Here is a 14734-nt window from a genome sequence, read left to right as displayed (position 1 = left end):
TCCCCGAAAAAATACAGGAATTGGCTACTCGGCTGACGGATAATTTCCAAACTTTAATTCCTGCATCTTCAAGTTAATTGCGTATATATATCGTATAACAGTGTGTCAGGGTTTTCGAAAAATAATTGTTCATCAGTGAGTTTTTACGGTAACCTAAGAAATAGGGTTGAAAATCTATGCTACAAAGAGAAATTGAAGATGTCATTCAGGAATAAAAAATTACCTATTGCTCTAATAACATTTGCTGTTTTCTTCCTTATTTATTTTGTTTTTTTTTATAAATGGGATGTTAAAGAAGCGATTGCTGTTTATGGTGATGCTAATTGTCCAATGGATCAAGGTTGTTTAGTGGATTTATATAAATTAACACCATTTAGCTGGGATCGTGCTTATATTTTCCCTGTAGGGGCTGATAAGAAATTTATCGATGAGGCTATCGGTATGCATTATCAGTTTGTTGATGTTGGGGTGAAGTATATCTTTATTAAAGACAATCATATTGTGTATTCTGAGGAATATTTCCCTGATCTGGATTATCGCGACAAAAATCAGGTGCTTCCTCATTTTGCAGGTTCTGATCCCAAGGATAATGCTCCGATTTATTACTTTCTAACCAAAGAAAATAGTCAGTTAATTATAAAAAAATACCAGAGCCTATCGAGAAAACGCAATCGTCTTTATGGGATCTCGCCTGCAAATGAAAATCAATCGGAAAAAAGTAATCCTTATAAAAAATAAGAGTTTTTTCTTGTAATTGTAGCGACTTTCAATCGAAAATCGTTCAAAATTCTGTCGAGTTTGTAACTATTTTTGTTTTATTGGTTTCTATAATGTGCATTAATGGCATTTTTTCCTATTACGCCCCTTTTTTTGCTCATTATGGAAAGATAGAAAGGTATGCCGCAGTTGCAGCATACTCAACCTAACCTATCGACCTAAATAGTGATCCCAATCTTTCCAGACGGGTTGCAAGCCGGATTTGATTAGGGCTTCGGCAACCTGAAAAACCGGGCGATTATCGTGGGGCGCGAATTGTTCCAGCTCGTGATGTCCATCCGCATAACCGCCGGGTTGGGTTTTTGAACCGGCACTGATGTTATTGATCGCGAGCGGGACAACGTGATCACGGAAGAACGGGGATTCACGGGTGGAAAGGGAAAGCTCGACATCCGGTGCCAGCAGGCGGAAGGCGCAAATCAGTTGTACCAGTTCGGCTTCATTCATTAAAGAAGCCGGCTCTATGCCGCCGGCACAGGGGCGCAGGCGCGGGAAAGAGATGGAGTAACGACTCTTCCAGAACTGTTTTTGCAGGAACAAAAGGTGTTCAGCCACCATATAGCAATCGGTGCGCCAATGGTGGGACAGCCCAATTAAAGCGCCTAGCCCAATCTTGTCAATGCCCGCTCGCCCAAGGCGCTCCGGTGTTTCCAGCCGCCAGTGGAAATCCTGCTTTTTGCCTTTCAAATGATGCAGTTGATAACTGGGTTGATGGTAGGTTTCCTGATAGACCATCACACCATCCAATCCCAGTGTTTTCAGTTCAGCGTATTCTTCTTGCGCCAGTGGCTGGACTTCCATTGAAACCGAACTGAAATGGCGGTGGATCAGGGGAAGACAGCGACGAAAATAGTCCATGCCGACTTTGTTTTGGTGCTCCCCGGTAACCAGCAGAATATGCTCAAACCCCCGTTTTTTCAGCGCAAGGCATTCAGCCTCAATCTCCTGTTCATTGAGCGTCTTGCGCTTAAGGTGATTACTCATGGAGAAACCACAATAAGTGCAGTCGTTGGCACACAGATTGGAAAGGTAGAGTGGGATAAAAAATCCCACGGTATTGCCAAAACGCTGGCGGGTGAGTTGTTGTGCACGTTGGGCGAGTGGCTCAAGATAAGGCAGTGCAGCAGGGGAGAGCAGGGCCATAAAGTCATCCAGCGTCAAGCGAGCGCTGTTGAGTGCGTGTTCAATGTCCTGTGATGTCTTGCTGTTGATGCGCAGTGTGATGTCATCCCAATCCAGTTGTTGCCAGCGCTGGCGAAATGTGCGGTTTGTCGGTGTAAAATTTGTCATAGCACCCCCAGAAAATCGGTCAGCGGGCTGGACGCCTCAGCATGGGATTTGGGGCTTGCCACACCCGCTTGATGGGAAAGTTCACCCGCTTCAATGGCGGTTTTGAATGCCTGAGCCATTTTAACCGGGTTGCGGGCAACGGCGATGGCGGTATTGACCAGCACCGCATCCGCGCCCATTTCGATGGCTGCCAGCGCATGGCTGGGTGCGCCGATCCCGGCATCCACCACCACGGGCACGTTGGCTTGCTCGATGATGATTTGCAGAAAATCACGTGTCAGTAACCCCTTATTGGAGCCGATGGGCGCCCCCAATGGCATCACCGCAGCACAGCCGACCTCTTCCAACCGGCGGCACAGGACGGGATCCGCGCCACAATAAGGCAGAACAATAAATCCCTCTTTGACCAATTGTTCTGCGCCCTTCAATGTCTCAACGGGATCGGGTAGCAGGTATTTGACATCAGGGTGGATCTCTAACTTAATCCAGTTCGTCCCTAACGCTTCCCGTGCGAGGTGAGCGGCGAAAACGGCCTCTTCTGCGGTTTTGGCTCCGGAAGTATTGGGCAGCAGTTTAACACCCAACTGTTGCAGGGGGGCGAGAATGCCATCGTCATGGCCGTGAAGATCGAGGCGTTTCATTGCCATGGTGACCAGTTGGCTGCCGGAAGCGCGGATGGCGTCAATCATTAATCCGGCATGGGCAAACTTGCCTGTTCCTGTAAACAGGCGGGATTGGAAGGTAACATCTGCAATTTTTAACATAAAATTAACCTCCGGCAATCGCCTGAAACAGCAAAATCGTATCCCCGTCATTAATCTGATGGGTATGCCACTCTGAGCGCGGGATAATGGTTTGATTAATAGCCAAAGCCGTGCCTGACTGAGTGCGTTCTATGTGTTCCAGCCATTGTTGCACGGTCATGGGCGCACTCAGTGTCATGGGTTGATCGTTGACGATAATGTTCATGCGACCTCTCTTCCTGACCGTTTTTTATCGGGTTGTCTGATAACGCCACAAATGGGGCACTGCGGGGAACGGGCAAGCTGTAAGGTGCTCCAGCTTTGTTGTCTGCCATCAAATAACCGGAGTTTGCCGTTTAAGGAAGAAGGAAGACCCGCCAGCATTTTTATCGCTTCCAAGGATTGCAATGTCCCGATCACCCCAACGATAGGGCCTAAGATCCCGGCGGTCCGGCAATTGCGCTGAGGCTCTTCTTGATCGGAATAGAGGCAGGCGTAACAACCGTGTTGGTAAGGGGGCGTCAAGACCAGCAATTGCCCACTAAAGCCGACGGCACTGCCGCTGATCAGGGGTTTGTTTTCGGCAATACAGGCGGCATTGATGGCGTGGCGGGTTGCCATATTATCGCAGCAATCCAGCACCAGATCGACTTGACTGATAACATCCAGCAACGACTCGCAATCTTGCCGCGCAGTGAGCACCGTGATATTGATTTGCGGGTTCAGTTCAACCAATTGTTTTGCCGCTAATTGGGCTTTGTTGGCCGGAATATCGCGGGTGCGATAGAGGATCTGGCGTTGCAGGTTTGAGATATGCAACTCGTCATCATCGGCCAGATACAGGTTTCCCACCCCTGCCGCCGCGAGATAAAGCGCTGCCGGTGAACCTAATCCGCCAAGGCCGACAATCAGCACCTTGCCGGCTTTTAATTTCTCTTGTCCTTCGGGGCCAATGTCCTCCAGCAGTAATTGGCGGCTGTAACGCATAAATTCTTGATCGTTTAACATAAAAGCCCCCGATCTTGTCCTTCAGCTTTCCCTTCAGCTATTTTTCCTTCAACTAAATAAAGTAATCTGGCCGTTGCCTGTCGCCAGTCTTGCGCTTTTGTAATCGCACTGACCAGTGCCACGCCGCCCACGCCCGTTGCCACCACATCAGGCACCCGCTCCAGCGAAATGCCACCAATGGCGACGGTGGGATATTCCGCTGTGATCGCCACTTGCTGTTTTAGGGCGTCAAGCCCCTGTGGTGATGAGGGCATCTCTTTCGTCGTGGTGGGGAAAATATGCCCAAGTGCGATATAAGAGGGGCGCAGGGATTTTGCCCGCGCTAACTCTACTTGATCATGGGTAGAAATGCCCAGCCGCAATCCGGCCTGTTGGATGGCATTGAGATCGGCGCTAGCCAGATCTTCCTGCCCCAAATGAACGCCGTAGGCTTGATGCTTGATCGCCAGACGCCAATAATCGTTGATGAACACGCGGGCGTGATATTGGCGGCCGAGGGCAATGGCGGACTGAATATCTTTCTCGACCTGTGCTTCCGTTTGGTCTTTGATGCGCAGTTGCAGGGTGCGGACACCGACTTCCAGCAACCGCTCAATCCATGTCAGGGAGTCCACCACCGGATAAAGCCCCAACCGATGTTCTGTCGGGGCAAAAGGGGCGGGGAGGCACATTGAGATGTCAGGCTGATTTTTCATGCGCCACCTCCTCTGCACTGTGATAAAGCTCGCTGCCACGGGAACGAAAGGCTTCTGACATCTGTTCCATGCCCGTTTCCTGTTCCAGTTTGGCCGCGTAGTCACGCACGTCCTGAGTGATTTTCATTGAGCAGAACTTTGGCCCACACATGGAACAAAAGTGGGCAACCTTGCCGGATTCCTGCGGTAAGGCTTCATCGTGATAAGCGCGGGCGGTGTCAGGATCAAGCGCCAGATTGAATTGGTCTTCCCAACGGAATTCAAAACGTGCTTTCGACATGGCATTGTCACGGATTTGTGCACCGGGATGGCCTTTGGCAAGATCAGCCGCATGGGCTGCGATTTTGTAAGTTATCAGCCCTTGTTTGACATCTTCTTTATTCGGCAAACCAAGGTGCTCTTTCGGGGTGACATAACAGAGCATGGCACAGCCAAACCAGCCAATCATGGCGGCGCCGATGCCGGAGGTGAAATGGTCATAACCCGGCGCGATATCGGTCGTCAGTGGCCCTAAGGTATAAAAGGGGGCGGCGTGGCAATGTTCCAGTTCTTCGGTCATATTGCGGCGGATCAGTTGCATGGGGATATGCCCCGGCCCTTCGATCATGACTTGAACATCGTATTCCCAGGCGATTTGGGTCAGTTCACCGAGTGTATGCAGTTCGGCAAATTGTGCTTCATCGTTGGCATCCTGAATGGAGCCGGGACGCAATCCATCTCCCAGAGAGAGGGAAACGTCATAGGCGGCACAAAGTTCACAGATTTCGCGGAAATGGGTGTAGAGGAAATTTTCCTGATGATGGGACAGGCACCATTTCGCCATAATTGAGCCACCACGGGAGACAATGCCGGTCAGGCGCTTGGCGGTCATCGGCACGTAACGCAGCAGCACGCCGGCGTGGATCGTGAAATAATCCACGCCTTGCTCGGCCTGTTCCAGCAAGGTATCGCGGAACATCTCCCAAGTCAGGTTTTCCGCGATGCCGTTCACTTTTTCCAGCGCTTGATAGATCGGTACGGTGCCAATGGGAACGGGACTGTTGCGCAGTATCCACTCGCGGGTTTCGTGAATGTAGCGTCCGGTGGAGAGATCCATCACGGTATCTGCGCCCCAGCGGGTAGACCAAATTAATTTTTCCACCTCTTCTTCAATGGACGACGTCACGGAGGAGTTACCGATATTGGCATTCACTTTCACCAAGAAATTGCGGCCAATAATCATCGGTTCGGATTCAGGATGATTAATGTTGGCGGGAATAATCGCGCGACCGGCGGCAACTTCCTGGCGGACAAATTCGGGGGTGATGTTTTCCGGCAAGTTGGCGCCAAAATTTTGCCCAGCATGTTGCTGGCGCAAGACGTCACTGCGAATGCGTTCGCGCCCCATATTTTCACGCAGGGCGATAAATTCCATTTCCGGTGTGATGATCCCTTGGCGCGCATAGTGCAATTGGGTAACACGCTTGCCCGGTTTAGCGCTCAGTGGATGTGGGCGATGATGAAAGCGCAGGTGGTCCAATCCGGCATCGGCAAGGCGTTGTTGGGTGAAGTCGGAACTGAGGACGGAAACCGGTTCAGTATCATTGCGCTCATCAATCCACGGTTGGCGAAGTTTATGTAAGCCCCTTGTGACATCCAGTACGGCAGCCGGATCACCATAAGGGCCGGACGTGTCATAAACGGGAACAGGCTCGTTTTCTGCAAATTGGGGCTGCGCTTTCGTGCCGCCCGTTAAGGTGGGCGAAAGTTGAATTTCCCGCATCGGCACTTGAATATCTTGGCGGGAGCCTGCAAGGTAAATGCGTTTTGAATTGGGAAAAGTGACGCCTTGAACGGTGTTGATAAATGCCTGTGCGGCATCTCTCTGGGCCTTGCGCGGCCTTGCGGGATGCGCTTTTGGCGAGATATCCGCCGTTGGAATCATGGCATTGGAAATAACGATATCGTTGGACTTAGACATAGCAAATTCCTGACTGTGTTATCGCCTGTCGCATAGTTGATCAGGCTTAAGTTGAGAAAATTGCTTGTCTGGAGCTCGCAGGGAGTAATAGTTGGTGCTGGCGGGTATTTTACTGATACTGGCAGCGGGGTGATTACTCTTGTTCCCTTCGCGGGTATTAGCCCGATCAGGTTCTGCGGATCCCGAATAAACGGTCTCAGCCTGTGTCCATCGTGATATACGCTGAACGCTAGGCACTCCGACAAGAAAAAACACCCCAGAGTATAAAGGGGATTGTGAAAACTACAACCTAAAACTGCTTTTGGGACAGGGTATTTTGCAGACGAAATAAGCTAAAAAGGAGTATGCTTTGCTTGTGTTTATTTTGGGCAGCATAGTATGGGGATAATCACATCACTGATGATGGAACAAATGATGCAACAAAAACTGATAGGTTCAGAACGCGGCTGGTGGATTGTCAGTCTTGAAAATCGGGTTTGGCTACCACAGGGAGAGTTACCTTTAGGCACGGCTAACCAATGGTCATTGCAAGGCCATCTGGCGCAACCCATCGGCGAGTGGTTGGGAGAAGTGGTCTGGTTGGTTCGGCAGAAAATGACTTCAGATATGGCCTCTCCCCGTTTAATTGCTGATCGGGATGCTAAATTATTTCAATTGATCGGGCGGGGTGTCCAACTGGCTGAGTTTTATCGTTCGCATCACTATTGTGGTTACTGCGGTCATGAGATGCAGCATAGCCAGCATGAATGGGCCTGTTTGTGCAACCATTGCCATGAACGTTACTATCCACAAATTGCCCCCAGCATTATTGTCGGCATTCGCCGCGATGACCATATTTTGCTGGCACAGCATCAGCGCCACCGCAATGGCGTCCATACCGTACTAGCCGGGTTTGTTGAAGTGGGGGAAACGCTGGAGCAGGCGGTGCATCGTGAAGTGATGGAAGAGAGCGGAATTAAGATCCGTAACTTGCGTTATGTCGCTTCCCAACCATGGCCTTTCCCGAATTCATTGATGACAGGATTTCTGGCCGATTATGAGAGCGGCGAAATCAATATTGACCCCGTCGAACTTATCAGTGCAGATTGGCACCGTTATGATAACCTTCCCTTGATCCCGCCTCCTGATACGATTGCCCGCCGTTTAATTGAAGATACGGTTGCGTTGTGTCGTCAGCCGTAATTGGGGGAATTTGGTGAGAGACAGGTAAGCAAATCACGTTATTGGAGGTTATGTCAGCAGCTCAATGTCAGGCATGTTAAACTGTGCCAATTTTCTCGTGCTAATCAAGGGAGCTTGTCATGAATGAGTTGAAAAACGACCGTTATCTGCGTGCCTTATTGCGCCAGCCTGTCGATATCACACCGGTCTGGATGATGCGTCAGGCGGGTCGATATTTACCCGAATATAAAGCAACACGTCAGGCGGCGGGAGATTTCATCTCGTTATGCAAAAATACGGAGTTGGCGTGTGAAGTCACTCTCCAGCCCTTGCGCCGCTTTCCCCTGGATGCGGCTATCCTGTTTTCCGATATTTTGACGATCCCTGATGCGATGGGACTGGGGCTTTATTTCGAAACGGGGGAAGGGCCACGTTTTCATTCTCCGATTCAGAATCATGCTGATGTAGAAAAATTACCTGTGCCTGATCCCGAACTGGAGCTGGGCTATGTGATGGATGCAGTGCGTGCTATTCGCAAGGCGCTGGCAGGGCAAGTTCCCCTGATTGGTTTTTCGGGTAGCCCGTGGACATTGGCAACCTATATGGTTGAGGGGGGAAGCAGCAAGGCTTTCACCAAAATTAAGGCCATGATGTATACAGCGCCCGCGACACTGCATAGGTTACTGGATAAATTGGCAAACAGCGTTATTCTATATCTGAACGCGCAGATAAAAGCGGGTGCGCAATCTGTCATGATTTTCGATACTTGGGGTGGGGTTTTGTCTCATCGCGATTATCTGGAATTTTCCCTGCAATACATGCATAAAATCGTGGATGGCTTGATCCGTGAACATGAAGGGCGTTGTGTGCCTGTGACCCTGTTTACCAAAGGGGGAGGACAGTGGCTTGAGGCGATGGCAGCAACAGGTTGTGATGCACTGGGTTTGGATTGGACCACGAGTATGGCGGATGCGCGTCGGCGGGTTGGCGATAAGGTCGCTTTGCAGGGTAATATGGACCCCTCCATGTTGTATGCCCAGCCAGCCCGGATTGAAGAAGAAGTTTCGACAATTTTACACGATTTTGGTGCGGGCAACGGGCATGTTTTCAATTTGGGGCATGGCATTCATCAGGATGTTCCGCCAGAGCATGCGGGTGCATTTGTCGAAGCCGTACACCGGCTTTCAGTAAAATACCATCAATGATTCTATGATTGATACCAAGGCATTACGTCAGGAACAGAGTGAAAAATCACGGCGGGTTATCCGCCATGATGCTTTTTCTGCCTCTTTTACCGTAGATTTTACACCAAAGTTCATTGCGGGTGCTGATGTTGGGTTTGAACAAAGCGGTACGGTAACGCGTGCTGCCATTGTGGTCTTGCAGTATCCCTCACTGGATGTAGTCGAATATCAAATCGCCAGAATTGATACGGTGCTTCCCTATATCCCCGGCTTACTTTCATTTCGTGAATACCCAGCCTTGATGGCAGCATGGCAAAAATTAAGCCTGCGGCCTGATTTGGTGATGGTGGATGGTCAGGGCATTGCCCATCCCCGGCGTTTTGGTATTGCCAGCCATTTTGGGCTATTGGCCGATGTTCCCACGATTGGGGTGGCGAAAAGCCGCTTGTGTGGTGAACATGCACCGGTAGGTGAGATTGTGGGCGATCGTCAGCCATTGCTGGATCATGGTGAGCAGGTCGGTGTTGTATTGAGAAGCAAAAGAAGATGTAATCCGCTCTATATTTCCCTCGGTCATCGGGTCAGTACTGACAGTGCTGTATTTTGGGTTGAGCAGTGTCTGAGGGGATATAAACTGCCTGAACCCACCCGTTGGGCGGATGGGATTGCTTCAAATAGATTGTTTTTTAGGCAAACAATGCAGAAAAATCTATAATTGTGGCGGAAAAGTGTGGATATTCTTGATTTTCAGGTAAACTTCGACGCAAATTAGGCATCATGAGTAACGACCAATGTTAAGAAACCCGATTCACCTGAGGTTGGAGAAACTCGAAAGTTGGCAACATTTGACTTTTATGGCTAGTCTATGTGAGCGGATGTATCCAAATTATCAGGTATTTTGTCGCCAAAGCGGGTTTGCAGACCCTGCACAATATCGCCGGATTCTAGATCTCGTGTGGGAAATTTTGGTCGTTAAAGATGCAAAAGTGAATTTTGATAATCAGCTGGAAAAATTGGAAGCCATTATCCCATCATCAGAAGATTATGATATTTATGGTGTGTATCCGGCGATTGATGCATGCATTGCATTGGGTGAAGTCATTCATTCTCGTCTGAGTGGTTCGACATTAGAACATGCAATAGCCGTCAGTGAAATGTCCATCCGCACTGTTGCTATGCTGGAAATGACGCAAGCCAGTCGGGAAATGACTGAGGATGAATTAAAAGTATTACCGGCCATTGAGGACGAATGGGATATTCAATGGGAGATTTACCGTTTGTTGGCAAATTGCGAAGAACGGGACATCGAATTAATTAAAGGATTAAAGGCTGATCTCCGTGAAGCGGGGGTGAGCAATATCGGCATAAATTTGGAGCAGTAACTCATAAAACGTGACTTATTGCTTGATTTGCCGTAGTTAAAAGGCTTCACATTTGCCCTCACTCTGTTCTACATTGGGGGGCGAAAAGAAGTGGCTATCGGTGCGTGTATGCAGGGGTGCTGTCAAATCGGCATATCCGTCGCACTCGATGCTTTGCAAACGATAAACACACTGTAAGGATAATCTATGAATAAGACTGAATTGGTTGATGCAATTGCAGCAGGTGCAGACCTGACTAAAACTCAGGCTAAAGCGGCGCTGGAGTCAACTTTGAACGCAATCACTGAATCCCTGAAAAATGGTGATGCAGTGCAGCTGGTCGGCTTTGGTACTTTCAAAGTTAACCACCGTGCAGAACGTACTGGTCGTAACCCACAGACTGGTAAAGAAATTAAAATCGCAGCAGCAAACGTACCTGCTTTCTCCGCTGGTAAGGCACTGAAAGACGCAGTTAAGTAATCGAATTGCGAAAAAAAATAAGAGGGGGAAATAAACCCCTTTTGTTGATTCTACAGGGGCTGTTAGCATTAGGGTTCGTCTCTTTGCTCAGCGCCTGTTCGATTCAGCCAACAACACCTCTTTTCAGCGCCAGCGGTTTTGTCACTGACAGCGGCGTTATTCGTTTATGGCGTTTGGATGACCAAAACAGTAGACCTCAGGTTATCATGAGTGTTTACAGTCCTTATCTCAATACCTCTTACCATAAGACCCCTTACAACGATAAAAACAGCCGTAATAAAGACACCATTGTGACTTTCTACGAATATCGTCATGGCAGCTTGTGGCAGATCCGGCGCAATGTATTTGATAATCCCCCTATCGTAGAAACATTACGTATCGCGCAAGATAACGCTGTCATTTTTAAACTGCGGCAACTGCAAAAGCGTAATGAACCGCTATCCGATGATGATGTGGCTCGTCTGAAATTTGATGCTAAACAGATAGAAAAAACCAGTGACGCTTTAATTGCCGATCAGGTGAATTTATTACAAGGGCATTGGCAGGATGGACGAGTGACCACCTGTGCAGGAAAGCAATTATCGATTGAGTTTGGGTCTGATGCTCAGAAGTGGCTCGAAGAAAGGCGAAATAACAGCGCTGGCTCATTAACGATTGCCTGGCTGAATTCGTCCGCAGGAAACAAGCTCTTGTTGGTCGCTAATGATGATTTTTGTCGTTGGGAACCGACGAAAGATAAGCTGTAATTTTGTCACTTTCGTCGGCTTAGTGAGATTGACTATTTCAAACGGGCAATGGCTCGGTGGCCAATATCTTTACGATAAAAACACCCTTCCCAGCTAATTTGTCCGGCTCTCTGATACGCTTTCTTTTGTGCATCTGCAATATCACACCCTAAGGCAGTCACACACAAAACACGTCCACCCGCAGTAATGACATTTTCATCCTCAAAAGCCGTTCCGGCATGAAAGACTTTTTCATCGATGTCTGATTCATCAGCATCTGATTTCTGCACTAACCCGCTGATAACGTCACCTTTGACATAATTAGCCGGATAACCGCCTGCGGCCAGCACGACACCCAAGGCAGGGCGGTCGTCCCATACCGACGTTTTTTCGCCTAACTGGCCGTTGGCGCCGGCGAGGCACAGTTCGACCAGATCAGAGCGTAACCGCATCATGATAGGTTGCGTTTCAGGATCACCAAATCGACAGTTAAATTCGATCACTTTCGGCTCACCCTGTTTATCAATCATCAACCCCGCATACAGAAAACCCACGTAGGTATGGCCTTCGGCTGCCATGCCTGCCACGGTAGGGTAAATGATTTTTTCCATCACGCGTTGATGGATCTCATCCGTGACGACCGGTGCGGGTGAGTAAGCCCCCATTCCTCCGGTGTTCGGCCCGGTATCGCCATCACCCACGCGTTTGTGATCCTGACTGGTTGCCATCGGCACCACGTTCTTGCCATCCACCATGACAATAAAACTGCCTTCTTCCCCTGCCAGAAATTCTTCAATGACAATACGATGCCCTGCATCACCAAACGCATTACCTGCCAGCATATCTTTGACGGCGCTTTGGGCTTCTTCCATCGTTGCGGCAACCACAACACCCTTACCGGCCGCCAGACCATCGGCTTTAATCACGATAGGAGCACCCATTTTCTCTAAATAAGCCAGTGCAGGTTCAACTTCAGTGAAATTCTGATAGGCCGCAGTGGGGATATGATGGCGGGCAAGGAAATCTTTGGTGAACGCTTTGGAACCTTCCAATTGAGCCGCCGCTTTTGTCGGGCCGAAAATGGTTAGCCCTGCCTGCTGGAAAGCATCAACCACACCGATCACCAATGGCGCTTCTGGCCCAACAATGGTCAGGCCAATATCATGATGTTGGGCAAAGGCCAGCAATCCTTCTATATCTGTCGCGGCAATATCCACATTTTCTAAATTAGCTTCTAACGCGGTGCCCGCATTACCCGGTGCGACATAAACCTTAGTCGCCAGAGGTGATTGTGCCGCTTTCCAGGCTAAGGCATGTTCTCTTCCGCCACTGCCAATAATCAAGATGTTCATTTGAGGCTCCTATTAATGGCGAAAATGGCGCATACCCGTGAAAATCATGGCAATGCCGTGTTCATCGGCAGCCGCAATCACTTCATTATCACGGATGGAACCACCCGGTTGGATAATACAGCTCACGCCCACCGCCGCGGCGGCATCAATCCCATCGCGGAAGGGGAAAAAGGCATCGGAAGCCATGACGCATCCCTGAACGTCCAACCCCTCATCTGCGGCTTTAATACCGGCGATTTTGGCAGAGTAAACACGGCTCATTTGGCCGGCACCAATACCCACGGTCATATTTTCCTTGGCATAAACAATCGCATTGGATTTGACGAACTTAGCCACTTTCCAGCAAAACAGGGCATCTTGCCTCTCTTGTTCCGTTGGCTGGCGCTTGGAGACAACAACCAGCCCACTTTCTTTTATCATGCCTAAATCGCGATCTTGTACCAGCAAACCCCCGTTGACACGTTTGAAATCTAAGTTGGCAACCGGCGAATGCCATTCACCGCACGCCAAAACACGGACATTTTGTTTTGTTGCCAGAATGGGCAGCGCGGCTTCATTAATAGCAGGCGCAATGATGACTTCAACAAATTGGCGTTCAATGATGGCCTGTGCAGTATTGGCATCCAGTTCACGGTTAAACGCAATGATGCCACCGAAGGCGGAAGTCGGATCGGTCTTAAAGGCGCGGTCATAGGCGGTATGGATGTCAGAACCCATTGCAACACCACAAGGATTGGCGTGTTTGACAATAACGCAGGCGGGTTCAGCGAAACTTTTTACACATTCCAGTGCTGCATCGGTATCTGCGATATTGTTATAAGAGAGTGCCTTGCCTTGTAACTGTGTTGCCGTAGAGATTGAAGCCTCCGCGATTTTGCCTTCTATTGCTTCTATATAGAAGGCAGCGTCTTGGTGGCTGTTTTCACCGTAACGCATATCCTGCTTTTTGATGAAATTCAGATTCAGCGTGCGAGGGAAACGTCCTGATGGCTGATCCGTTTCGCCATGATATGGCGGCACCAACTTGCCAAAGTAATTGGCAATCATGCTGTCGTAAGCGGCGGTATGCTCAAATGCTTTGATGGCTAAATTAAAGCGGGTGGATTGTGTCAGTGAATGTTGGTTGTTATCCATCTCCCCAATAATTTTGTCGTAATCTTGGCTATTGACAACAATCGCCACATCTTTGTGGTTTTTGGCCGCAGAGCGAACCATTGTTGGACCGCCGATATCAATATTCTCTACCGCATCTTCCAGAGAGCAATTGGGTTGTGCCACGGTTTGGGCAAAGGGATAAAGGTTAACGACCACCATATCAATCGGTGAAATCTGGTGTTGTGCCATCACTTCATCATCCTGCCCGCGCCGACCCAAAATGCCGCCATGAACTTTAGGGTGAAGTGTTTTGACTCGCCCATCCATCATTTCAGGGAAGCCTGTATAGTCAGAAACCTCGGTGACATTCAATCCGGCTTCCGCCAGCAGACGCGCAGTACCTCCCGTTGAAAGCAGTTCGACACTGCGATTGGATAAGGCTTTGGCAAACTCAACAATCCCCGCTTTGTCAGAAACACTCAGCAGGGCACGACGGATTGGACGAAGCTGTTGCATTGGTGTGATCCCTTGAATTTCATAAAACCAGAATGTGTTATTGGGAAAAATCTACTTATTTGATCGAAAAAAGGGTTTCTGCAATAACATTTCAAAACAATCTGAAAAAAACACTGGGTGATTTTTACTTCGCAGATTGTAACGAAAACGTTTGCGTGATGCTCGATAAATTTTAGCAAAATATCGATATGTGGATAAATCTGTGTATATGTGGGTATAAGGCGGCATTTTGCTGTGTAATGCAGCAAACGGTAATTATTTTCAAAAAAACTATTGTCAGCGCCGTAAAACTCCCTATAATGCGCCACCACTGACCGACGCCAAGCTGAGAACAGCCGCGAAGGAAAGCAGGAAGCAAGCGAAAATAAACGCTTGACTCCGGAGGCG

At 49.0% G+C, this 14734-nt stretch carries 15 protein-coding genes and 1 riboswitch; of the genes, 7 read left to right on the top strand and 8 right to left on the bottom strand.

Annotated features, from left to right (window positions below):
- The first annotated feature begins 198 nt into the window (after positions 1-198).
- Complete coding sequence (locus tag PSI15_RS15380; protein WP_273584283.1) at positions 199-738, top strand: hypothetical protein; 540 nt, start codon at positions 199-201, stop codon at positions 736-738.
- Positions 739-927: 189 nt separating this feature from the next.
- Here the strand turns inward: PSI15_RS15380 and thiH are convergent, their stop codons facing one another.
- The 6 genes from thiH to thiC are packed head-to-tail and all read right to left on the bottom strand — an operon-like array spanning position 928 to position 6473.
- The gene (thiH, locus tag PSI15_RS15375) at positions 928-2067 is read right to left on the bottom strand and encodes a 2-iminoacetate synthase ThiH (RefSeq protein WP_273584282.1); all 1140 of its coding nucleotides are present in this window, start codon (positions 2065-2067) and stop codon (positions 928-930) included.
- Positions 2064-2831: a thiazole synthase gene (locus PSI15_RS15370; RefSeq protein WP_273584281.1), complete on the bottom strand. Its 768-nt coding sequence runs from the start codon at positions 2829-2831 to the stop codon at positions 2064-2066. Before PSI15_RS15370 ends, thiH begins: the two co-directional genes overlap by 4 nt.
- 4 nt (positions 2832-2835) lie before the next feature.
- The gene (gene thiS, locus PSI15_RS15365; protein ID WP_273584280.1) at positions 2836-3036 is read right to left on the bottom strand and encodes a sulfur carrier protein ThiS; all 201 of its coding nucleotides are present in this window, start codon (positions 3034-3036) and stop codon (positions 2836-2838) included.
- Entirely contained in the window at positions 3033-3818 is a 786-nt protein-coding gene (locus PSI15_RS15360) for a HesA/MoeB/ThiF family protein (RefSeq protein WP_273584279.1), read from the bottom strand. Before PSI15_RS15360 ends, thiS begins: the two co-directional genes overlap by 4 nt.
- Positions 3812-4513, bottom strand: a complete 702-nt coding sequence (gene thiE, locus PSI15_RS15355) for a thiamine phosphate synthase (protein ID WP_273584278.1) — start codon at positions 4511-4513, stop codon at positions 3812-3814. Before thiE ends, PSI15_RS15360 begins: the two co-directional genes overlap by 7 nt.
- On the bottom strand, positions 4497-6473 hold the full coding sequence (gene thiC, locus PSI15_RS15350; protein ID WP_273584277.1) for a phosphomethylpyrimidine synthase ThiC: 1977 nt from the start codon (positions 6471-6473) through the stop codon (positions 4497-4499). The genes thiE and thiC overlap by 17 nt, the downstream gene beginning before the upstream one ends.
- Positions 6474-6599: 126 nt before the next feature.
- Positions 6600-6724, bottom strand: a riboswitch (TPP riboswitch).
- 160 nt (positions 6725-6884) lie between these two features.
- On the opposite strand from thiC, the gene nudC reads away from it, so the two are divergent.
- The 6 genes from nudC (at position 6885) to PSI15_RS15320 (ending at position 11405) form a co-directional block, all read left to right on the top strand.
- Entirely contained in the window at positions 6885-7655 is a 771-nt protein-coding gene (nudC, locus tag PSI15_RS15345; protein WP_273584285.1) for an NAD(+) diphosphatase, read from the top strand.
- Between the two features lie 119 nt (positions 7656-7774).
- Positions 7775-8839: a uroporphyrinogen decarboxylase gene (gene hemE / locus PSI15_RS15340; RefSeq protein WP_273584276.1), complete on the top strand. Its 1065-nt coding sequence runs from the start codon at positions 7775-7777 to the stop codon at positions 8837-8839.
- 4 nt (positions 8840-8843) lie between these two features.
- Positions 8844-9533, top strand: coding sequence for a deoxyribonuclease V (gene nfi, locus PSI15_RS15335; RefSeq protein ID WP_045972933.1), 690 nt, complete (start codon positions 8844-8846; stop codon positions 9531-9533).
- Between the two features lie 76 nt (positions 9534-9609).
- On the top strand, positions 9610-10200 hold the full coding sequence (locus tag PSI15_RS15330; RefSeq protein ID WP_273584275.1) for a YjaG family protein: 591 nt from the start codon (positions 9610-9612) through the stop codon (positions 10198-10200).
- Positions 10201-10386: 186 nt separating this feature from the next.
- Positions 10387-10659 carry a nucleoid-associated protein HU-alpha gene (hupA, locus tag PSI15_RS15325; RefSeq protein ID WP_010848914.1) on the top strand — a complete coding sequence of 91 codons (273 nt, stop codon included), beginning with the start codon at positions 10387-10389 and terminating at the stop codon, positions 10657-10659.
- Positions 10660-10706: 47 nt separating this feature from the next.
- Positions 10707-11405 (top strand): DUF1481 domain-containing protein, encoded by a 699-nt coding sequence (locus PSI15_RS15320; RefSeq protein ID WP_273584284.1) that lies wholly within the window; start codon positions 10707-10709, stop codon positions 11403-11405.
- A 32-nt stretch (positions 11406-11437) separates the two neighbouring features.
- Here PSI15_RS15320 and purD read toward each other — a convergent pair whose 3' ends face one another.
- Together purD and purH are read right to left on the bottom strand one after the other, a co-directional pair.
- A complete protein-coding gene (gene purD, locus PSI15_RS15315) occupies positions 11438-12736 on the bottom strand; it encodes a phosphoribosylamine--glycine ligase (RefSeq protein WP_273584274.1) in 1299 nt (432 codons plus the stop codon).
- 12 nt (positions 12737-12748) lie between these two features.
- The gene (gene purH, locus PSI15_RS15310) at positions 12749-14347 is read right to left on the bottom strand and encodes a bifunctional phosphoribosylaminoimidazolecarboxamide formyltransferase/IMP cyclohydrolase (RefSeq protein WP_273584273.1); all 1599 of its coding nucleotides are present in this window, start codon (positions 14345-14347) and stop codon (positions 12749-12751) included.
- Between the last annotated feature and the right edge of the window lie 387 nt (positions 14348-14734).

This window comes from Xenorhabdus sp. PR6a (assembly GCF_028599065.1).
GTDB classification, from domain to species: Bacteria; Pseudomonadota; Gammaproteobacteria; order Enterobacterales; family Enterobacteriaceae; genus Xenorhabdus; species Xenorhabdus doucetiae.
This window is presented reverse-complemented; position numbering and strand designations above follow the sequence as displayed.